The following is a 20635-nucleotide window of genomic DNA, read 5'->3' as shown; positions in this document are numbered from 1 at the left end:
CAGACCGGAAAAGGGGAACCGAACCGGATGACCGACATGCTAACCGAGGCGCTGCTGCTGCACCTCGACTCCAGTGCCGACGGGGCCGAGTCCGTGAGCCGGCGGCTGACCGCGCTGTTCGCGTCGGCCTGGCGCGGGCCGGTGCGGCGACGTGACCTGGCCGAGGAGCCGGTGCCGCTGATCCGCGCGCCGTACGCGACGCTCGGCCGCCGCGTGGAACGGCACGGGGCGACCGCGCTCGACGACGTCGCCGCGCTGGCCGCCGACGACGCCGAGCTGCGCGAGTGGGCGCTGACCCGCCCGTTGATCGACCAGCTCCGGGCCGCGCACACGGTCCTGCTGGGCCTGCCGATGTACAACTTCACCGTGCCGGCCTCGCTGAAGGCGTGGATCGACCGGCTCACGTTCCCGGGCGCGTTCACCGACCCGGTGACGGGGGAGCGGGTGCTGCGCGACAAGAACTTCGTGGTGGTCGCCGCGCGGGGCGGTGGTTACGGACCGGGCGCCCCGCGTGAGGCCTTCGACTTCCAGCTGCCGTACCTGCGCGCATACCTGACGAACCTCGGGGTGACGCCGGAGCGACTTTCGGTCGTGAAGGCGGAGCTGACGCGCGTACGCGAGATCCCGGCGCTCGCGGGCCTGGACGCCCTCGCCGCCGAGTCGTTGGCCACCGCGACCGCGGAGGTGACCGAGCTGGCCGGGAAACTGCAGGCGAACATCTGACGCCCGCCGCTTGCGTTGTCCGTTAAGGCCTCCTTACCCGCGTGGGACGCGGGTAAGGAGGCCTTAACGGACCCTCAGTGCACTGGAGCTAGGTCAGATCCGAACACGCTTTCGCGTCCGGATCCTTGGCCGCGCCGGGCGACCACCGCACGTTCGCGAACGAGGCCGAGAACGCGCCGTCGGTGTAGACCAGGAACGGGGTGTTGATGTTCTGGAAGTCCAGCCCGCTCGCGAAGCACGACAGCGGGATCTTCACCGTCGACTTCTGGCCCGCGGGCAGGTCCGTGAACAGCTTGGTGGCGGTGACCTCCGAGGAGCACGGGTAGACGCAGTGCATGCTCACCACCGTGCGGTTCACCGGTGGCGAGTTCACGATCACGTCGAACTCCAGCGCCGAGTCCGCGTTCAGGTAGCCGCGCAGATCGTTGGTGCCACTGGGGTTCTGCAGGTACACCTGGGCCGCGCCGGTGCCGGTCCAGGTCGTCTTCAGCCCGTCGGCCTGCACGTTGACGTCGGCCGGGGTGACGGTGATCTCCGAGTGCGCCGCGGTGCCGTCCGGGCCGATCTCGGTGCCGCCCCAGTTCTCCGCCGAGCCGATGAAGGCTTTGTACGGGGCCACCGCGGTGCGGTCGAAGATCGGCAGGTCCTCGGTCGCGGTGCCGCCGCCACCGGTGGACCCGCAGGTCGCCGGGCCCTCGGTCTCGTCGAGCGGCCCGACGGTGACGCGCTGCCCGGTCTTGAGGCCGTAGCCGAGCGGGAACAGCGGGTCGTAGTTCGGGCTCCACGGGTTCAGCGGCGTCTGGCACGCGCTCTTCGGCCAGGAGTACGACAGCTTGGCCTGGAACCCGGTGCCGTCCTTGCCCTTGACCAGCATGTCGGCGACGCCGCCGCCTTCGGTGCCGGGCAGCCAGGCTTCGACGAACGCGTCGGAGCGGTTGATCTCCTTGTTCACGTACAACGGACGGCCGCTGACGTAGACCGTGACGACCGGGGTGCCCTTGCCGCTGACCTTGTCCAGCGTCGCGAGGTCCTCGGGGTACAGCTTCGCCGCCTCCAGCGTCTTGCGCTGCAAGTCGCCGACACCCTCGGCGTACGGCGTCTCGCCGAGCACCGCGATGACGGCGTCGTAGCCCTTCGGGTCCACGGTGCCGGTGGGATCGTAGGTGACGTTCGCGGTGCCGAGGTCCTGTTGCAGGCCGCCGAGGATCGAGGTGGCGTTGGGGAAGTCGGCGTTGGTGTTGCCGGTGCCCTGCCACGACAGCGTCCAGCCGCCGGTCTGGTTCGAGATGCTGTCGGCGCTCTTGCCGACCACCAGCACCTTCGACTTCGGCTTCAGCGGCAGCACGTTGTTGTTGTTCTTCAACAGAGTCTGCGACTCGCGCACGGCGTCGCGGGCGAGCCAGTTGTCCTTCAGCGCCTCGTCGGAGTTGGCGTACGAGCGGTCCGACGGCTTCTGCTCGTCCAGGATCCCGGCGCGCAGCTTCACACGCAGGATGCGGGTGACCGCGTCGTCGATGCGTGACTGCGCGATCTCGCCGTCGCGCACCTGGGCGATGGTGGTGGTGATGAACGCCTTCCAGTCGTTCGGGACCATCACCAGGTCGATGCCGGCGTTGATCGCGCGCGGGCAGCTCGAGTTGGTGCAGCCGGTGACCTGGCCGATGCCGTTCCAGTCGGACACGACCAGGCCGTCGAAGCCCATCTTGCCCTTGAGGATCTGGTTGAGCGCCTTGTCGCTGCCGTGGATCTTGCCCTCGTTGATGCCGAGGTCGGGGTTGGTCCAGCTGTTGAACGACGCCATCACGGTCTGGCTGCCGGCGGCGAGCGCGCCGTAGTAGCCCTGGCCGTGGAGGTTGATCATGTCGGCTTCGGACGAGGCGTTCACGCCCTGGTCCTGGCCGTTGGTCGTGCCGCCGTCGCCGATGAAGTGCTTGGCGGTGGCGATGACGCCGTTGTAGCCGATGCGCTTGGTCGCGCCGTCCTGCAGGCCGTTGATGGCCTCGTACCCGTAGGCGCGGGTGATGCGCGGGTCCTCGGAGAAGCCCTCGTAGGTGCGGCCCCAGCGGTCGTCCTGGACCACGGCCAGCGTCGGCGCGAACGCCCAGTCCTGGCCGGTGGCGCGGATCTGGCGCGCGGTCGCGTTCTCGACGTCGCGGACCAGGCACGAGTCGTGGGCCGCGCCGAGCGCGATGTTCTGCGGGAAGACGGTGGCGCCGTAGACGTTGTTGTTGCCGTGCACGGCGTCGATGCCCCAGATCACCGGGATCTTGGTGCGGGTGGACTTCGAGGCGGCCCAGTAGGAGTCGGCCAGGTTCAGCCAGTCCTGCTGGGTGGCGTGCTTGTTGCCGGCCGGCCACGAGCCGCCGCCGTTGAGCACCGAGCCGATGGCGTACTGCTTCACCTCGTCGGGCGTGATCGCGGAGATCTCGGGCTGCGTCATCTGCCCGACCTTCTCCTCCAGCGTCATGCCGGCGACGATCTGGGCGATGCGCTGCTCGTCCTTCGGGTTCTTGGCGATCTGGCTGTCGACCTTCGGCCAGTCCGAGAGGGTCGGCAGGTTCTGCTCGATGCGGGCGCAGCCGTTCTTGTCCAGGGCGGGCGCCCCGACCTCGGGCTGGGCGGCGGGGGCGGGCGGGGTCTCGGCGGCGGGCGTCGCGTGGGCGACACCGCCGAGCAGCGTGAGGCTGGTGAGTGCGGCGAACGTGGTCCGGCGGGCCCGGGACCACCCGGGGGATCTTCTGGCCATCGACAGTCCGTTCGGCAGGGGCGGCGGGGGAGGGGAGGGGAAGGCCCGGTGGGCCCAGGCGATCCTGACCGGGCAAACCGGATGACGTCAAGGGTTTCGGGCCCGACGTAAGTCTGTTAATTCTCGACCTGAATTAAGGCGGTCAGGTCACCACCACGCCCGCGGCGCCGATGACCACCGCCACGACGGGAGAAATCCCCGATCGGGCCAGGTACGCCGAGTGGGAGAGCGCTCTCACGCATGCTAGAAAGAACAGGTGACCACGCAGCAGCCACCGACGTTGGAGGACGTGGCGCGCGTGGCCGGCGTCTCGCGCGCCACCGTTTCGCGAGTGGTGAACGGGGTGCGCAACGTCGACCCGCGGCTGCGGGAGACGGTGGAGCGCGCCATCGCCGAGACCGGGTACGTGCCGAACCAGGCCGCGCGGTCGCTGGTGAACCGCCGGACGGCGACGGTCGCGGTGGTCGTCTCCGAGCCCGCGCGGCACGTCGGCCAGGAAGAGTTCGGCGGCGGGGTGTTCGGCGACCCGTTTTTCGGCCGGGTGCTCGACGGCGCGCTCGCCGAGCTGCGCCCGCACGGCCTGCACCCGCTGCTGATGGTCGTCGACAGCGACGACGAGCGGGAGAAGCTCGTCGGCAAGCTGCGGCAGGAGAACGTCGGCGGGGTGCTGATGATCTCCTTGCACGGCACCGATCCGCTGCCCCGGATGCTCACCGCGGCGGGCATGCCCACGGCCGTGTTCGCCCGGCCGACGCGGCCCGCGCCGGTGTGCTGGGTCGACGTCGCGCACCAGGACGGCGCGCGCCTCGCGGCCGACCGCCTGGTCGCCCGCGGCTGCCGGCACGTGGCGACGATCGCGGGCCCGGCCGACACCGCCGCGGGCCAGGACCGGCTGGCCGGCTTCCGCGACGCGATGGCGCGGCACGGGCACGCCTACGTCGCCGTCGCCGAGGCCAACTTCACCCAGCTCGGCGGCGAGCAGGCGATGGAACGGCTGCTCGCCGAGGAACCCGGGCTGGACGGGCTGTTCGTCGCCAACGACCTGATGGCCTACGGCGCCCTGTCGGTGCTGCGCGACCGCGGCCGCCGCGTCCCGGACGACGTCGCGGTGATCGGCTTCGACGACAGCCCGGCCGCGCTCACCTGCCGCCCCCGGCTGACCACCGTCCGCCAGCCGGTCGAGGACATGGGCGCGGCGATGGTGCGGATGGTCCTCGACCGGATGGCGGACCCGGACCTGCGCGCGGTGTCCCGCGTGTTCGACCCGGTACTGGTGGTCCGAGACTCGGGCTGACGCCGCGCTTGGCCCGGCCGGAGCGCCCCAATGTGGCGTTGGTTGCGTTGAGCGCACCCAATGTGGCGTTCGGTGCGTCCAACGCACCGAACGCCACATTGGGGCGCTTTCAGCGGGTCAGCCGCGTACCAGACCCTGTTGCTCCTGGGCCGCCTTCGTGATGTCGCCGGCCAGCGCGCGGGTCGACGGTTCGGCGCCGGACTGCTGCTCGCCGCGGGAGAGCACGATGAGCTGGGCCAGGTGGGCGCCGACCAGCGGCAGCAAGCGGCGGCTGAAGTCCTCGCCGTGCGCGTCGCGCAACGCCACCAGGTCGGCCTCGGTGATCAGGCCCGGCAGCCGGTGTCCACTGTGGATGTTCACGTCGGGCAGTCCCGCCCGCGTGCGCACCGTTTGCAGCCGGTCCAGCAGCTTGCGCTGCCCGTCCAGCAGCTGCCCGGTGACGGCGGTCGCGGCGCCGTGGGAGGCGGCGAGGTCCAGCGCGGCCACGGCGTTCTCCGTCATCGGGACGGTCAGCTCGATCCACGCGACGTCGGTCTGGTTGAACGCGGTCGCGGACGCGGCAGCGACCGAGGGGACGGCGGTCGGGGCCGCCGCGGTGGTGGTGGCGCAGCCGGCGGCGAGCAGCGCCACCACCACGAGCGCGACGGCGCCTTTCACGGCCGGCCGGGGAGCCGGTAGTTCGTGCCGAGCACGCCGCCGCGGTCCGGCTTGTACACGTCGAACCCGCGCGGGTCGCACTGCAGGCCACCGTTGATGCAGTGGGTGACGAGCGCGGCGAGCGTCTCCGGGTCCCAGGCGTTGAAGAAGTCGTAGTGCCACGAGTACCCGCGCCCGCTGGCCAGGTGCACGCCGGACATGTCACCGGAGACCGGGAACGCCATCTTGAACTCCAGCATCGGCACCGGCACCGGGTGGTCGGCCGGGCAGGTCAGCGAAACCGGGTCCGGGTAGGCCATGTGGCTGCGGTGGTCGGCCGAGTCCAGGTGCACGCCGTCCCAGCAACTGGGGGCCTGGTAACGGATGTTGAGCTGGCTGCCGGGCGTGCAGGTCACCGGGATGTCCCAGTTGTGGAAGCTCTCCCCGCATTCCCAGCCCTCGATGGCGCCGGCCGCGTGCTGGAACTCGTCCTGCGTCGCGTTCATGTTGCCCGCGAGGTACCGCAGCCCCTGCGGGAACGGCTTGACGCTCTTGTAGTCCAGCACACCGGACTTGTAGTAGACGACCTGAGCGAAGTTCGGCAGCACGACCTGGTCGCCGTTGAGCACGGTCGGGAACCAGTACGCGGAGAGGTCGTCCGGCGCGAGGCAGGTGGTGTTGCCGGTGCCCGCGGCGAGCAGCGACTCCGTGGTGGTGTTCGCGTTGGTGGTGTTGTTGCCCAGGAAGGTGTGGTCGTGTGAGGCGCCGGGCAGGCCCGGGTACACGATGGGGTCGTCGGGCTGGTGGTGGCTCGGCGAGCAGTTGACCTGGAACTCGTGGTGGGTCACGACGTCGTCCGCGCCGGCGGGGGTGGTGAAGAACGCGGCGGCGAGTGCCGCGGCGGCAGCGCAGGCGAGGAGCGCGAGTTTCGAAGACAAGAGTCCTCCACGGTGAGGGGGCCGGTGTGGGAGAGCGCTCTCCAGAAAGCATGTGACCGAGCCGGGCTCCTGTCAAGAAGCACCCGGGTGTCAGCTCTGGTCGGTTTCTGTCCATTTTCGGCCTGGTTTCGGGGAAACTCTTGACACGGCCCGGCGGCGGCGCGAATCTTCCCTCCGCACTGGAGAGCGCTCTCCAATCGTCCCCTGCCGCGGGAGTCATCGTGGACCGACCGTTGCCCGTCACCGTGCGCCCCCGTTCCGCACTGGCGCTGGCCGTCCTGCTCGTCCTCTGCTGGCTCGCCGTCCCGCCCGCCGTGCGGGCCGCGGGCCTCCTGCCCCAGGAAACTCCGCTGTCCCAAGGGAAGGCGGCGACCGCGTCGTCCAGCGAAGGCGCAAGCACTCCCGCCTCCGCCGCGGTCGACGGAGACGCCGGCACCCGCTGGTCGAGCGCGTTCGCCGATCCCGCCCACGCCGATCCGCAGTGGCTGCAGGTCGACCTCGGCGCCACCGCTTCGATCACCCAGGTCACGCTGAACTGGGAATCGGCCTACGCCACGGCGTACGAGATCCAGGTCTCCGACGACGCCACGAATTGGCATTCGGTCTACCGCACCACCGCCGGCGCCGGGGGAGTGCAGACGCTGGCCGTCGGCGGCTCCGGCCGGTACGTCCGGATGTACGGCACCCACCGCGTCGGCGGGTACGGCTACTCGCTCTGGGAGTTCCAGGTCTCCGGCAGCTTCGGCGGCACGACGCCGGCCGGCCCGGGCGTCACGAAGGTGACCGGCTCGCAGGGCAACTGGCAGCTGACCGTCGACGGCGCCCCGTACGTGGTCAAGGGCCTCACCTGGGGCCCGCCGGTCAGCGAGGCCGCCGCGAGGATGCCGGAGCTGCACGAAGCCGGCGTGAACACCGTCCGCACCTGGGGCACCGACGGCACCACCAAGCCGCTGCTCGACGCCGCGGCGGCCAACGGCCTCAAGGTGATCAGCGGCTTCTGGCTGCAGCCCGGCGGCGGGCCGGGCAGCGGCGGCTGCGTCGACTACCTCACCGACACGAACTACAAGAACACCATGCTCGGCGAGATCCAGCGCTGGGTGACCGAGTACCGCGGCAACGCGGGTGTGCTGATGTGGAACGTCGGCAACGAGTCGCTCCTCGGCATGCAGAACTGCTACTCCGGCACCCAGCTGGAGCAGGAGCGCGTCGCCTACGCCCAGTTCGTCGAGCAGGCCGCGCAGGCGATCCACGCGATCGACGCGGACCACCCGGTCACCTCCACCGACGCGTGGACCGGGGCCTGGCCGTACTACAAGGCGTACACGCCGAGCCTGGACCTGTACTCGGTCAACGCCTACAAGCAGGTCTGCCAGGTGAAGCAGGACTGGAACGCCGGCGGTTACACCAAGCCCTACATCGTCACCGAGACCGGCCCGGCGGGTGAGTGGGAGGTGCCGAACGACGCGAACGGCGTGCCCGCGGAGCCCACCGACGTGCAGAAGCGCGACGGCTACGTGAACGCGTGGAACTGCATCCTCGCCCACCCCGGCGTGGCGCTGGGCGCGACGCTGTTCCACTACGGCAGCGAGGGCGACTTCGGCGGCGTGTGGTTCAACATCACCACCGGCAACGAGAAGCGGCTCTCCTGGTACGCCGTCCGCAAGCTCTACAGTGGACGGACCGATGGCAACACCCCGCCGGTGATCAGCTCGATGAACCTGAGCCGAACCACCGACGTGCCCGCGGGCGGCACCTTTACCCTGACCGCGGCCGTAGCCGATCCCGACGGGGACCCGATCGCCTACACCATGGGCTACAACAGCAAGTACATCAACGGCGCGGGCGGGCTGATCCCCGCGCAGTTCACCGGCAGCGGCCCGTTCACCGTCACCGCGCCGTCGACGCTCGGGGTGTGGAAGATCTACCTCTACGCCCGTGACGGCCACGGCAACGTCGGCATCGAGACCCGTTCCCTGCGGGTGGTCCCGCCGCCGGTGAACGGCACGAACATCGCGCGCGGCGCCGTCACCACCGCGTCGAGCTACCAGGCCGACGGCCCCGGCGCGCCGTACCCGCCGCAGGCCGCGACCGACGGTGACCCGGCAACGCGCTGGGCCAGCGACTGGAGCGACCCGCAGTGGCTCCAGGTGGACCTCGGCCACTCGCAGTCCTTCGACCACGTGCAGCTGATCTGGGAATCGGCCTACGGCAAGGCGTACGAGATCCAGGTCAGCGACGACGGTACGAACTGGCACAGCGTCTACACCACCACGACCGGCGACGGCGGCGTGGACGACCTGGCGATCAGCGGCACCGGGCGTTATGTCCGGATGTCCGCCACCCAACGCGGCACGACGTACGGCTACTCGCTCTACGAGTTCGGCGTCTACCGCACCTGACCCCCGGGGGCGGGGGACCGGCGGCGCCGGCGGGACTGGATCACCCGCCGGCGCCGCCGCACTGCCTGACCGCCCCGGCCGCCGTCGTCCTGACGCGAGTAGGTTGGCGAGCGAAAGCCAAGCTGTGAAGCGATGGGAGTGACAACGGATGCGCACTGCGAAGGTGGACGTCCCGACCGAGGACGGCACCGCCGACTCGTACCTGGCCGTGCCGGACGGCGGCCCGCACCCCGGGGTGCTGCTGTTCCCGGACGCGTTCGGGCTGCGCCCCCGGATCGAGGAGATGGCGAACCGGATCGCCGAGGCCGGGTACGCCGTGCTCGTGCCGAACCTGCTCTACCGCGGCGGCCCGGCGGGGGACATCGACCTGGCCGGCCTCGAGGACCCGGAGAAGCGCGGCGCGATCTTCGGGAAGATCATGCCGCTGATCCAGGCGCTCGACACCGCTGCGATCACCCGTGACGCGCGGGCCTACCTCGACTTCTTCGCCGCGCAGGAGGGTGTCGACCCGGGCCCGGTGGTGATCACCGGTTACTGCATGGGCGGCACCAACGCGCTGCGCGTGATCGAGGCGTTCCCGGACCGCGTGAAGGCGATCGGCAGCTTCCACGGCGGCCGGCTCGCCACCGACGAGCCCGACAGCCCGCACCTGAGCGTCGGCCGGATCACCGGCGAGGTGTACTTCGGCCACGCCGACCAGGACCACGCGATGACGGTCGAGCAGATCAAGACGCTGGAGTCCGCGCTGGACGAGGCCGGCGTGCGCTACCGCTCGGAGGTCTACGAGGGCGCGCCCCACGGTTACACCATGACCGACACGGCGGCGTACCACGAAGAGGGCGAGCGGCGGCACTGGGAGAACCTGTTCGCGCTGCTGGAGCGGGTCAACGGCTGAGGGTGTTCCCCGCTCACCGGAACGTGGGCTCGAGGTAGCCGGAACCGGGGTGTCGTGTCCACAAAGGACGCGGTGCCCCGGTTTCTTCGTGTCCGGGGAGACCTCGGTGGGTGCTGGCCGAGGAGCTCGACGAGTTCAACGCCGACCTGGTCGGCTTGATCGAGGTCGTGCACGGGTTCCGGTGAGCGGTTATCCCGGCTCGGGATCGCCGCCCCGTCGGATTCCCCCGGCACGCAGGAGCGGGCCGCCGCCGAGGTTCGCACCTTAATTCGAGTCGAGAAGAAAATGCCCGTGAAGGATTGCCCGGCCGGTGCGGAGCATGCATACTTTCTCGCGGGCACAGCGAAGTCGTCGGTTATTCACCGTCCTCGCCCCCTCTCGACGGCCTCCGGCGCCCGTTCCGGTCGATCCGTGCGGGCGCGCGTGGTGCGCCCCGGCAGAGAGGTGACAATGGTGTCCATCTCCCCCTTCCCCCTGGCCGCGGGCGGTGTCCCCGCATGAGAAGACGACACTTCCTGCCGTTGCTCGGCGTCGCGGCCGTGGCTGTTTCGACGATGATGGTGCCGGTCGCGCAGGCGGCGAACGAGCCGGTGAACATCTGGCTGACCACGACCAGCGACTCCGGCGGCCGTACCGTGACGCGGGGCCTCCAGAAGCAGGCCCCGATCGCGTTCTCCGCCGGCACCGGGACCGGGCAGCAGACCATCACGGTCAACGACAACACCACCTACCAGCAGTTCGAGGGTGGCGGCGCGTCGTTCACCGACACCGCGGCGTGGCTGATGAACTCGTCCGGCGCGCTTTCGCAGACCACGCGCAACGACGTGATGCAGAAGCTGTTCGACCCCAACTCCGGGATCGGGCTGAGCTTCGTGCGCAACCCGATCGGCGCGTCCGACCTGGCGCGCAACAGCTACACCTTCGACGACATGCCCGCCGGGCAGACCGACGCCGGCCTCGCGCACTTCTCCATCGCGCACGACCAGGCCGACGTGCTGCCGCTGACCCAGCAGGCCAAGCAGCTGAACCCGCAGCTGAAGCTCATGGCGTCGCCGTGGAGCGCGCCGCCGTGGATGAAGGACAACGACAGCTACAACCTGGGCTGGGTCCAGTCCCAGTACTACAACGCGTACGCCCAGTACTTCGTGAAGTACCTGCAGGCGTACAAAAACGCCGGGGTGCCGGTCGACTACGTCACGGTGCAGAACGAGCCGACGTGCTGCGACGGCTACCCCTCCACCAACTGGAACGGCTCCGGCCTGGCCTACTTCACCAAGAACAGCCTGCTCCCGGCGTTGCACGGTGCGGGGCTGTCGACCAAGGTGCTGGCGCTGGACTGGAACTGGGACCAGTACCAGTCCTTCGCCGCTCCGACGATGGACGACGCCGCGATCCGCACCGATCCCAACTTCGGCGGCATGGCCTGGCACGGTTACGGCGGGAACGTCGGCCAGCAGACGACCGTGCACAACCAGTACCCGAACGTGAACGCCTACTCCACCGAGCACTCCGGCGGTACCTGGGTCGGCAACCAGCAGGCCGAGGACATGAACAACATCGTCGACTACACGCGGAACTGGAGCCGCACCGTCACCAAGTGGAGCCTCGCGGTGGACCAGAACATGGGCCCGCACAACGGCGGCTGCGGCACCTGCACCGGGTTCATCACCGTCCACAACGGAGACTCGCGCAGTGGCCAGGTCGACTACACCGTCGAGTACTACACCATGGGCCACCTGACGAAGTTCGTGAAGCCCGGCGCGGTCCGGATCGACTCGAACGACAACTCCACCGTCCGCAACGTCGCGTGGAAGAACCCCGACGGGTCCAAGGCGCTGATCGCCTACAACTCCAGCACCAGCGCCCAGAGCGTGCGGGTCAACTGGGGTGGGCAGTCCTTCACCTACAGCCTGCCCGGCCACACCTCGGCGACCTTCACCTGGTAGCCGATCGTCCACAAGGGAGCCCCGCTGCCCCCGCGTCGGCCGAACGCCGTCAAGGCCTCCTTACCCGCGTCCCACGCGGGTAAGGAGGCCTTGACGGACTCCGCCCGGAGATACGGCACTAGGACTTCCGCAACCGGCCGATCTCCTGGAGCCGGTCGAGGTAGTCCTGGGGGATCCGGCCGGCCAGGTCCGGTCCGGCGTCGAGCAGGTAGAGACCGTTGCCGGCGTTGACCTTCTTGAGGATGTCGGTGATCTCCGCCGCCGGCCGGGGCGCCCCGGTGGCCGTGGTGTGGAACCAGGTGGAGTTCGTGTCCAGGGTGTCACTGGCGTCCACGGGCCGGGTATTGGTGGCCGGCGGAGTGCCCTGCACCGGGACTTCGTAGACGACGACGTCGCTCGTCTGCAGGGTGCCGTTGTGGTCGTTGTTGGCCACCACGGTGTCCGGCGACAGCTGGTGGATCAGGTCGCGGACCGGGGCGTACGGCACGACGGAGTACGGGACCTGCCAGCCCCAGCCGTCGAACCACAGGTAGTCCACGGTGCCGTAATGGGTGAGCAGTTCGGTGAGCTGCTGCTGGACGAGCTGCAGGCTGTCGCCGCTGTGCCGGTCCCAGATGGAGAAGTAGAGGCCGACCTTCAAACCGTTGCGGTGCATGGCATCGACGTACTGGCGCACCAGGTCCTGCCGGTACGGGCTGGCGGCGATGTCGTGCGTGGACGCCGCGGTGTCCCAGAGCGCGAAGCCGTCGTGGTGCTTGGCGGTGAGCACGCCGAACGTCATGCCGGCCGACTTCATCGCGGCCGCCCACTGATCGGGGTCGACCTTCCCGGTCGGCGCGAACTCCGATTCCGGTGCCTGCGGGTCGGCCCACTGCTCGTTGTCGTAAGTGGACATGTTGTAGTGCAGGAACAGGCCGAACGGGTTCTGCTTCACCCAGCGCTGGGCCTGCGGCGACGGGCTGATCGTCTCGCGCCCGAACACCTGCACCTCGGCGAGGGAGAGGTAACCCGTGCCGGCCAGCTGCACCCGGACGTAGCGCGCGGGCCGCTTGACGGCAAGCGTGACCGACGGCCCGGTGAGCGAGCCGACGTGCTGGGCCTCGACCCCCGGCTGCGCGCGGGCCTCGTCGACGGTCTTCGCGGTGATCGGGCGGTCCGCGGTCAGCACCCAGAAGTCCGAGAGCCGCTCGGCGCAGCAGTCGGTGCGGTTCCAGACCACCACCCGCTGGGTGTCCCGCACGGAGCCGAGGTCGGTCTGCCACCAGGGCTGGGCTTCTTCGGTGGTGTGGCTGACGGAGTTGCCGGAGAAGACGCCGCTGGTGCCGTCGTCGACCGCGCGGTCGGCGGTGCCGCCGTAGCCGGTGCTGCTCTGCGTGGCCGGGGTCCCGAAGGCCAGGTCCAACGGTTCGGCCTGCGCGGCGGGTGGCCGCGCCGGGACTGCCGACGCCGCCGGCGCGCCCGCGACGCCGCTCGCGAACAGCGCGGCGACGGCGAGCGCGGCGGCCGCCGGTCGTCTTGGCGAAATCCGCCTCGAAGAAATCCGCATCGATCCTCCGTTTCGAGTCACTCCGGGCGCGCGGTCGCGGCCCGGCAGCTCAGCCGCGGGCGCGCCAGTTCGCCTCGATCTCCTCGAGCGAGCGGCCCGAGGTCTCGGGCACCTTCTTCAGCACGAAGACCAGGCCGATCAGCGAGAGCACCGCGTAGATGCCGAACACCCAGAAGCCGATGGCGTTCAGCAGGTCGGGGAAGGTCAGCGAGAACAGGAAGTTGAACACGTACTGGGTGAAGGTCACCACGCCCATGCCGATCGCCCGCGCGCGCAGCGGCAGTACTTCCGGGACGTAGAGCCAGAACACCGGCCCCAGGCCGAACCCGAACGCGAACGTGTAGACGAACACGCAGACGACGTCCAGCGTGCTCTGGTGCGGGAACAGCGCGAGCAGCAGCAGCGGCACCACCTGGACGCCGAGGCTGATCGCCAGCAGCTTCACCCGCCCCAGCCGGTCGATGAACGGCAGCGACAGCGCGGTGGAGAGCACGAGGGCGCCGCCGACGCTGTAGTTCGCGATGATGCCGGTGTCGCTGGTGTGCTCGGCCAGGCCCTGGAACACCGTCGGCGCGTAGTAGACGACCGCGTTGATGCCGGTGAACACCTGGAAGAAGGTGAGGACGAGGGTGATCGTGAGCGCGGGCCGGTAGCGGCGGAACAGGTCGCCCAGCCGGGCCTCCTGGACCGACAGGCTGGCGGTGACCTCGTCGGCTTCCCGGGTGGCGTCGGCCTTCGTGGGCCGCAGCCGGGTCAGCACGCCGACCGCCTCGGCTTCGCGCCCGCGCAGGATCAGCCAGCGGGGACTGCGCGGGCTGACCAGCATGCCGGCGAAGAACAGCGCGGCCGGAGCGGCGCCGAGCCCCAGCATCCACTGCCACGACCCGGATCCCGCCAGCGCGTCGCCCGCGGCGTACGCGCACAGGATGCCGACGTTCACGCCCAGCTGGTACAGCGCGCTGATCATGCCGCGGGTGCGTTTCGGGGCCAGCTCGGTCAGGTAGATCAGGCCGAACATGTTGGCCAGGCCCACCGCCAGCCCGAGCACGAACCGCGCGAGCAGCAGCCAGCCGACGGTCGGCGCGACCGCGCAGCCCACCGAGCCGACGACGAAGATGACGCCGGCCACCAGCAGCAGCGCGCGCCGGTCGTACCGGCGGGCGACGAGCGTGCCCGCGACGATCGAGGGCAGCGCGCCCAGCAGGATCAGGCTCGTGACGAGGCCCTGCGCGGTGGAGCTGAGGCCGAACTGCTGGGTGACAAAGGGGAGCGCGGTCGAGATCGCGCCCGAGTCGTAGCCGTAGAGCAGCCCGGCCATGCCCCCGAGCACCGCCACGACAGCGACGAAGCGGGGCATGCGGGCGGTGGCTGGGGCGGGCTGCAGGCTGGTCCGGTCCGGCACGGGCGATCGGCCTCCGGTCTCGCGACGGTGCGAAGCGGTTGGGGACGCTGGGGATACACGCCGCAGAATTTCCTATAGGATCTGCGACGAGAGGACTTTAGCCAGAGGGGCCTTGGTAGTGTCAAGACCTGGGTTTCCGGGACGGGTTCCCGGAGTGGCCGCGGGAGGTGCGAGTGACGACGTCGGAGAAACCTATAGGGTCGTCGGTTCCGGGTCACGGCGCGGCCGAGCCGCTAGAGTCCCGTCCCGTGGAGGACAGCGGCCGCCGGGGGCTCACCGACCGGGTCTACGAGGAGATCAAGGCCCTGGTGATGGACCACGCGATCGAGCCGGGCGCGCGGGTGGGCATCGAAAGCCTGGCGCGGCGCCTGGAGGTTTCGCCGACGCCGGTGCGCGAGGCGCTCGCCCGCCTGGAGTCCGACGGCCTGGTGACGAAGCGTTCGCAGGCCGGCTACCGCGCGACCGAGCTGCTGTCGGTCGACGGCCTGGTGGACCTGTTCGAGATGCGGCGCCTGCTGGAGCCGCGGGCCGCGGCGCTGGCCGCCACCCACGCCACCGACCAGCAGCTGGACCACCTGGAGACGACCGTCGAGGGCATGCGCAGCCATCCCGTCACCGGTGAGCGGTACCTGGTCTACCGCCGGTTCGCGGCGCTGGACCAGGAGTTCCACGACACGCTCGCCGACGCGTCCGGGCGGCCGCTGCTGGCCCAGGCGGTGCAGCGGCTCCACGCGCACCTGCACATGTTCCGCCTCAACACCGCCCCCGGCGACGCACTGACCACAGTGGACGAACACGACCGCGTGCTGCGGGCCGTGCTCCGCCGCAACCCGGACCGCGCGGCCGAAGCGATGGAACACCACCTGAGCGGCAGCTGGGAGCGTCACCTCGCGGTGATGAACGCGCCCGGCTCCGCAGGGTGACCCCCGCGGAGAGGAATGGCCCGGCGCGGGCGCTCTCAGCGGCGGATAGCGGCGTGGGACAGCAGCGTGGGGCCGTTATGAGACGAAGCCGTAGCTGCGCCCGCGCCGCCCGTGGGGCACGATGGAGTGATGGCGATCAAGCATGACGAGTGACCCCACCACCCGGCCCGTGCGCCCGGACTTCCCGGCGCACGAGCTGCGCGTCGCGGAGCTGCTGAAGCAGCTGGCGGCGATCCCGCGCCATGGCACGGTCCGGCTGGCGAAACGGACTTCCAACCTGTTCCGGTCCCGGGCGGTGACGAAGACACCGGGCCTGGACGTTTCGGGCTTCACCCACGTGCTGCGCGTCGACCCCGAGACCCGCACCGCCGAGGTCGAGGGCATGGTCACCTACGAGCAGCTGGTCGACGCCACCCTGGCGCACGGTCTGATGCCGCTGGTCGTCCCGCAGCTGAAGACCATCACCCTCGGCGGCGCGGTGACCGGGCTCGGCATCGAGTCCTCGTCGTTCCGCAACGGCATGCCGCACGAGTCGGTGCTGGAGATGGAGCTGCTCACCGGCGACGGCCGGGTGGTCGTGGCCCGGCCGGACAACGAGCACAGCGAGCTGTTCCACGGTTTCCCCAACTCCTACGGCACGCTCGGCTACGCGCTGCGGCTGCGGATCGAGCTGGAGCCGGTGAAGCCGTACGTCCGGCTGCGCCACGTCCGCTACCACGACCGGGACAGCTACTTCACCGCGCTCGGCGAGGCCTGCCGCGCCGGCGCGCACGAGGGCGAGGCCGCCGACTTCGTGGACGGCACCGTGTTCGGGCCGGACGAGATGTACCTGACGCTGGGCACCTTCACCGACACCGCGCCCGCGACCAGCGACTACACCTGGCTCGGCATCTACTACCGCTCCATCCAGAGCCGCCGCACCGACCACCTCACCGTGCGCGACTACCTGTGGCGCTGGGACACCGACTGGTTCTGGTGCTCACGCGCGTTCGGCGTCCAGAGCCGGCTGCCGCGGCTGCTGCTCGGCCGGAAGCGGCTGCGCTCGTCGGTGTACTGGAAGCTGGTCGCGCTGGACCGCCGGTTCCGGTTCGCGGAGCGGCTGCTCAAGCTCCGCGGCCTGCCGCCGGAGGAGACGGTGGTCCAGGACATCGAGGTGCCGCTGGAGCGGGCCGCGGACTTCCTGGAGTTCTTCGAGCGCGAGATCCCGATCAGCCCGGTCTGGGTGTGCCCGCTGAAGGGGCGCCCGGGCGGCGTGAGCTGGCCGCTGTACGAGATGAACCCGGACGCGCTGTACGTCAACTTCGGGTTCTGGTCGTCCGTGCCGCTGGAGCCGGGCGAGGCGGGGGACACGCACAACCGGATGATCGAGGCAGAGGTCACCGCGCTGGGCGGCCGGAAGTCGCTGTACTCGGACAGTTTCTACGAAGCCGACGAGTTCTGGCGGCTCTACAACGGCGACGCCTACCGGAAGCTCAAGGGAGCCTACGACCCGGACAGCCGGCTGCTGGACCTGCACGAGAAGTGCGTCCGGCGGCGCTGACCCCACCGGCCTGAGAAGAGAGAGAACGAACATGAACAAGGTCACGACCCCGGTCGGCGAGGTCTTCACCCGGCTGCTCGGCCCGAGCGCCGGGGTGTCGATCACGGCCTACGACGGCAGCCGCAGCGGTCCCGAGGACGCCCCGGTGGCGATCGAGGTGCGCTCCCCGCTGGCGCTGACGTACCTGATGTCCTCGCCGGGGGACCTCGGCCTCGCCCGCGCGTACGTGGCGGGCGCGCTGGACGTCAAGGGCGACTTGTACACGGCGTTGCACGCGCTGGCCGCCCAGGTCGACCAGCTGACCACGGCCGACCGCGTCTGGCTGCTGCGCAAGCTCGGCTCGACGCACCTGCGCCGCGTGCCGCCGCCCGTCGAGGAGCTGCCGAGCCGGCTTCGCCGTACTGTGCAAGGACTTCGGCACTCGAAGGCGCGCGACAGCAGCGCGATCGCGAACCACTACGACGTGTCCAACCGGTTCTACGAGCTGGTGCTCGGCCCGTCGATGGCCTACACCTGCGCCGTTTTCCCCAAGGCGGAGGCGTCGCTGGAAGAGGCGCAGGCGAACAAGTTCGACCTCGTCTGCCGCAAGCTCGCGCTGAAGCCGGGCATGCGGGTGCTCGACGTCGGCTGCGGCTGGGGCGGCATGGCCGAGCACGCGGCGGAGCACTACGGCGTCACCGTCCTCGGCGTGACGCTGTCGCGGGAGCAGGCGAGCTGGGCGCAGGAGGACATCGTCGCCAAGGGGCTGTCCGACCGCGCCGAGGTCCGCCACTCCGACTACCGCGACATCACCGAGACGGACTTCGACGCGATCTCCTCGATCGGGCTGACCGAGCACATCGGCGCGCGGAACCTGGACTCGTACTTCGCGTTCCTGGCCAAGCGGCTGAAGCCGGGCGGCCGGCTGCTGAACCACTGCATCACGAACCCGGACACGAGCGTCGCGCACCACTCGCGCGGGTTCATCGACCGCTACGTCTTCCCCGACGGCGAGCTGGAGGCCGTCGGCGAGATCGTCACGGCCATGCACGACAGCGGCTTGGAGGTCCGGCACTCGGAGAACCTCCGCGAGCACTACGCGTCCACGCTCGCCGGCTGGTGCGCGAACCTCGACGAGCACTGGGACGAGGCCGTGGCCGAGGCGGGCGCGGGCCGCAGCCGGGTGTGGGCGCTGTACATGGCCGCCTGCCGGCTCGCCTTCGAACGCCGGGAGATCGAGCTGCACCAGGTCCTCGGCGTGAAGGTCGAGCCGGGCGGCGAAGCGCACGTGCCGCTGCGGCCGGACTGGGGCGTCTGAGACCGGGGTCCGCCGCCTGGAACGTTTGTGCCAGGCGGCGGACGGCTCAGATGAGCCGGGCTGTCCCGGTTCCGCCGCGGTCGGGTGTCTACTATGGACACTTATGACCGTCGACGCGTGGCTGAATCAGGACGGGGAGTTCCTCCCCGGGGCGGAGCTGTACCGCTCGGACCGGGTTTTCGAGGTGTGGGACTACACCAGCAGCCACCGGCAGCTGCTCCTGCGCGGCACCGTGGCCCCGGACCGGCCCACCCGGGTCGACGTGCTGTTCAAGCCGGTCGACCTGATGAAGGTGCGCAGCCGGTACGACGGGCTGCGGATCCGCTGCGCCACCGTGGCCGAGGAGACCGCGATCCGGGCCGGGACGCCCGGGATCCGTGACACCGCCCGGTGCCTGGTCCTGGAGCCGGGTGGCGGGGCCACCGACTACGTCTTCGCCGAGGCCGTCGGCTGGCATGAGGACACCGACCTCGGCGAGCCGAGTCACTTCGCCGGCCCGTCGCGGGTGCCCCCGGCCGCGGCGCCGTGGGCGGATACCGCGCTGTTCGGGGTGAACGGGGGCTTCGGCACGCCCATGGCCGGCGTCGAGGAGCTGGCCGCCGTGCTCGCCGCGGGGGAGCGGCCGGTCGTGGACCGGGCGCGGTACCGGTACGTCTACGTCGTGGTCGGCGAGCACCCCGAGCCGTCCGTCTTCAGCGTCCACCTCACCCGCGATGAGGCCGAACGCCGCCGCGCCGAGCTGGACGCCGGCGGCATCGGCGGCTGCACCGTCCAGGCCGCGCCGGTCGCGCTCTGACCGCGACTTCCGGGCCCGTTCACTCATTCGCGAACGGAGTAAAGCCCCTGTCTCTCGGCCCGGGTTCGTGCTATCGGAATAAATGGCGCCGACCAGCGAAGAGAGCCCCATTAGGAGGTACCCACGGTCCTGCTCATGGGCGATTCTGGGGCGGTATCGACCGTTGAGGGGGTAACCGCGTGAACGATGATCTTTGCAGGCCAGTTCCGGAAACCACAGTTTTCCCGGGGATTTAGGCCGCCGTTCACCAACGGTTATCGGACAAGGACCGTAGCGCGCGGGCACGGCGATTATTCCAATATCACGCCGCCGCCGGGTCGCGCCGTTGATTGCAGGCAGGGAAATGGGGAAAACCAGAGAGCGGGTCGAAAGCGGGGTGTGGCGCGCGGTATTGCACTGCGGCGTGCTGCACGACGTCTACGGCGGCTCGGACCAGTTGCGGGTGGACGGCAAGGTGTTCGGCATCGCCGCGTGCGGCGCGGTGTGCACATTGGACGCCGACGGCCCCGGCTGCCAACGGTGCGCGAAGTGCTTCCCGCGGTGGCTCGACCAGGACACGCTGGTCATCCCGCGGCACAGCCTGCCGAAGCGCATCCCCCGGCAGGCGCCGGCACCGAGGCCACGGCACGCGAACCACTACAGCGGCTGGTTCGGCTCGTCCTAGCGGCCGCGCGGTGACTTCGGGGGCGCCCGGTTCACGGGCCGGTACGGCGAACCCCGCCGGCCCCGGTCAGGGGCGGCGGGGCCGCGGCCGGGATCAGGCCTTGGGCTCGAGCACGAAGACCGGGATCTGACGATCGGTCTTCTTCTGGTAATCGGCGTACGGGGGGTACGCCGCGACGGAGCGCTCCCACCACGCGGCGCGCTCGTCACCCTCGACTTCGCGGGCCACGTAGTCCTTGGTCACGGTCCCGTCCTGCAGCGGGAACTCGGGGTACGCCTTGATGTTGTGGTACCAGACCGGGTGCTCGTCCGCGCCGCCCTTGGAGGCGACCACGGCGTAGCTGCCGTCGTGCTCCACGCGCATCACCGGGGTGTAGCGCAGCTTGCCGGACTTCGCGCCCCGCAAGGTCAGCAGCACGATCGGCGACCCGGCCACGTGCAGGCCCTCCGTGGTGCCGGTCTCGAGGATCGTTTTCGTCTGGTCCTGAACCCAGCCCATGGGGCTGAACTCGGCTTTCTCATCGGCCATGCCCGCAGTCAACCCCATGCGGACGGTGACTATTCCCGCCGGGCCGGGTGAACGCGATCTCCGCGCGGCCGGCATGCCGGGCCGGCGACGTCGCGATCGCCTGGCCGTCCGGGGAAGCCGCTGGTCATCGCGATCCTGACCGACCGCGTGGGCTACGACGCGCGAAGCGCGGTACCCGATCATCTCCGCCGCCGCGGCGTACGTCTCCTCGGCGCTGCCCTGACCCTGCCGCCGCGACCGAGCCGCCCCGCCCGCCTCAGGCGAGTCCGTTTTCGATCATTGGTCCAGACAAATGTTACCCAACCGTGACTGTTGGATCTCGGCCTGGAAGCTACTTTGTTGTCGCGAACAACAAATATGTG

At 70.2% G+C, this 20635-nt stretch carries 16 protein-coding genes; 10 read left to right on the top strand and 6 right to left on the bottom strand.

The features are described 5' to 3' along the window. Nucleotides 1–27 precede the first annotated feature (27 nt). Entirely contained in the window at nt 28–723 is a 696-nt protein-coding gene (locus tag OG943_RS15000) for an FMN-dependent NADH-azoreductase (RefSeq protein ID WP_328610378.1), read from the top strand. 88 nt (nt 724–811) lie between these two features. Here the strand turns inward: OG943_RS15000 and OG943_RS14995 are convergent, their stop codons facing one another. Continuing rightward, a complete protein-coding gene (locus OG943_RS14995) occupies nt 812–3469 on the bottom strand; it encodes a glycoside hydrolase family 3 protein (RefSeq protein ID WP_328610377.1) in 2658 nt (885 codons plus the stop codon). Between the two features lie 256 nt (nt 3470–3725). Between OG943_RS14995 and OG943_RS14990 the strand changes: the two genes are divergently transcribed. After that, complete coding sequence (locus OG943_RS14990; RefSeq protein ID WP_328610376.1) at nt 3726–4763, top strand: LacI family DNA-binding transcriptional regulator; 1038 nt, start codon at nt 3726–3728, stop codon at nt 4761–4763. 117 nt (nt 4764–4880) lie between these two features. Here OG943_RS14990 and OG943_RS14985 read toward each other — a convergent pair whose 3' ends face one another. Then, on the bottom strand, nt 4881–5420 hold the full coding sequence (locus OG943_RS14985; RefSeq protein ID WP_328610375.1) for a DUF305 domain-containing protein: 540 nt from the start codon (nt 5418–5420) through the stop codon (nt 4881–4883). After that, nucleotides 5417–6337 carry a DUF1996 domain-containing protein gene (locus tag OG943_RS14980; RefSeq protein WP_328610374.1) on the bottom strand — a complete coding sequence of 307 codons (921 nt, stop codon included), beginning with the start codon at nt 6335–6337 and terminating at the stop codon, nt 5417–5419. Before OG943_RS14980 ends, OG943_RS14985 begins: the two co-directional genes overlap by 4 nt. Nucleotides 6338–6558: 221 nt before the next feature. Here OG943_RS14980 and OG943_RS14975 point away from each other — a divergent pair, with 221 nt between their 5' ends. From OG943_RS14975 to OG943_RS14965, 3 genes are all read left to right on the top strand, one after another. Next, the gene (locus tag OG943_RS14975) at nt 6559–8736 is read left to right on the top strand and encodes a discoidin domain-containing protein (protein WP_442874721.1); all 2178 of its coding nucleotides are present in this window, start codon (nt 6559–6561) and stop codon (nt 8734–8736) included. A 148-nt stretch (nt 8737–8884) separates the two neighbouring features. Beyond that, the gene (locus tag OG943_RS14970) at nt 8885–9631 is read left to right on the top strand and encodes a dienelactone hydrolase family protein (RefSeq protein WP_328610373.1); all 747 of its coding nucleotides are present in this window, start codon (nt 8885–8887) and stop codon (nt 9629–9631) included. A 497-nt stretch (nt 9632–10128) separates the two neighbouring features. Then, nucleotides 10129–11577, top strand: coding sequence for a glycoside hydrolase family 30 protein (locus tag OG943_RS14965; RefSeq protein ID WP_328610372.1), 1449 nt, complete (start codon nt 10129–10131; stop codon nt 11575–11577). Between the two features lie 118 nt (nt 11578–11695). Here OG943_RS14965 and OG943_RS14960 read toward each other — a convergent pair whose 3' ends face one another. Together OG943_RS14960 and OG943_RS14955 are read right to left on the bottom strand one after the other, a co-directional pair. Beyond that, the gene (locus OG943_RS14960; RefSeq protein WP_328610371.1) at nt 11696–13123 is read right to left on the bottom strand and encodes an alpha-L-fucosidase; all 1428 of its coding nucleotides are present in this window, start codon (nt 13121–13123) and stop codon (nt 11696–11698) included. Between the two features lie 49 nt (nt 13124–13172). Then, nucleotides 13173–14480, bottom strand: a complete 1308-nt coding sequence (locus tag OG943_RS14955; RefSeq protein WP_328610370.1) for a sugar porter family MFS transporter — start codon at nt 14478–14480, stop codon at nt 13173–13175. A gap of 293 nt (nt 14481–14773) precedes the next feature. On the opposite strand from OG943_RS14955, the gene OG943_RS14950 reads away from it, so the two are divergent. From OG943_RS14950 to OG943_RS14930, 5 genes are all read left to right on the top strand, one after another. Next, entirely contained in the window at nt 14774–15448 is a 675-nt protein-coding gene (locus tag OG943_RS14950) for a GntR family transcriptional regulator (protein WP_328610369.1), read from the top strand. A gap of 142 nt (nt 15449–15590) precedes the next feature. Next, on the top strand, nt 15591–16988 hold the full coding sequence (locus OG943_RS14945) for an FAD-binding oxidoreductase (protein ID WP_328610368.1): 1398 nt from the start codon (nt 15591–15593) through the stop codon (nt 16986–16988). 31 nt (nt 16989–17019) lie between these two features. Beyond that, nucleotides 17020–18285, top strand: a complete 1266-nt coding sequence (locus OG943_RS14940) for a cyclopropane-fatty-acyl-phospholipid synthase family protein (RefSeq protein ID WP_328610367.1) — start codon at nt 17020–17022, stop codon at nt 18283–18285. A gap of 103 nt (nt 18286–18388) precedes the next feature. Then, the gene (locus OG943_RS14935; protein ID WP_328610366.1) at nt 18389–19081 is read left to right on the top strand and encodes a hypothetical protein; all 693 of its coding nucleotides are present in this window, start codon (nt 18389–18391) and stop codon (nt 19079–19081) included. Nucleotides 19082–19424: 343 nt separating this feature from the next. Beyond that, nucleotides 19425–19745, top strand: coding sequence for a hypothetical protein (locus tag OG943_RS14930; protein WP_328610365.1), 321 nt, complete (start codon nt 19425–19427; stop codon nt 19743–19745). 93 nt (nt 19746–19838) lie between these two features. Here OG943_RS14930 and OG943_RS14925 read toward each other — a convergent pair whose 3' ends face one another. Then, entirely contained in the window at nt 19839–20273 is a 435-nt protein-coding gene (locus OG943_RS14925) for a nitroreductase family deazaflavin-dependent oxidoreductase (protein WP_328610364.1), read from the bottom strand. Nucleotides 20274–20635: the final 362 nt, after the last annotated feature.

The sequence above is a fragment of the Amycolatopsis sp. NBC_00345 genome, assembly GCF_036116635.1.
Lineage (GTDB): Bacteria > Actinomycetota > Actinomycetes > Mycobacteriales > Pseudonocardiaceae > Amycolatopsis.
This window is presented reverse-complemented; position numbering and strand designations above follow the sequence as displayed.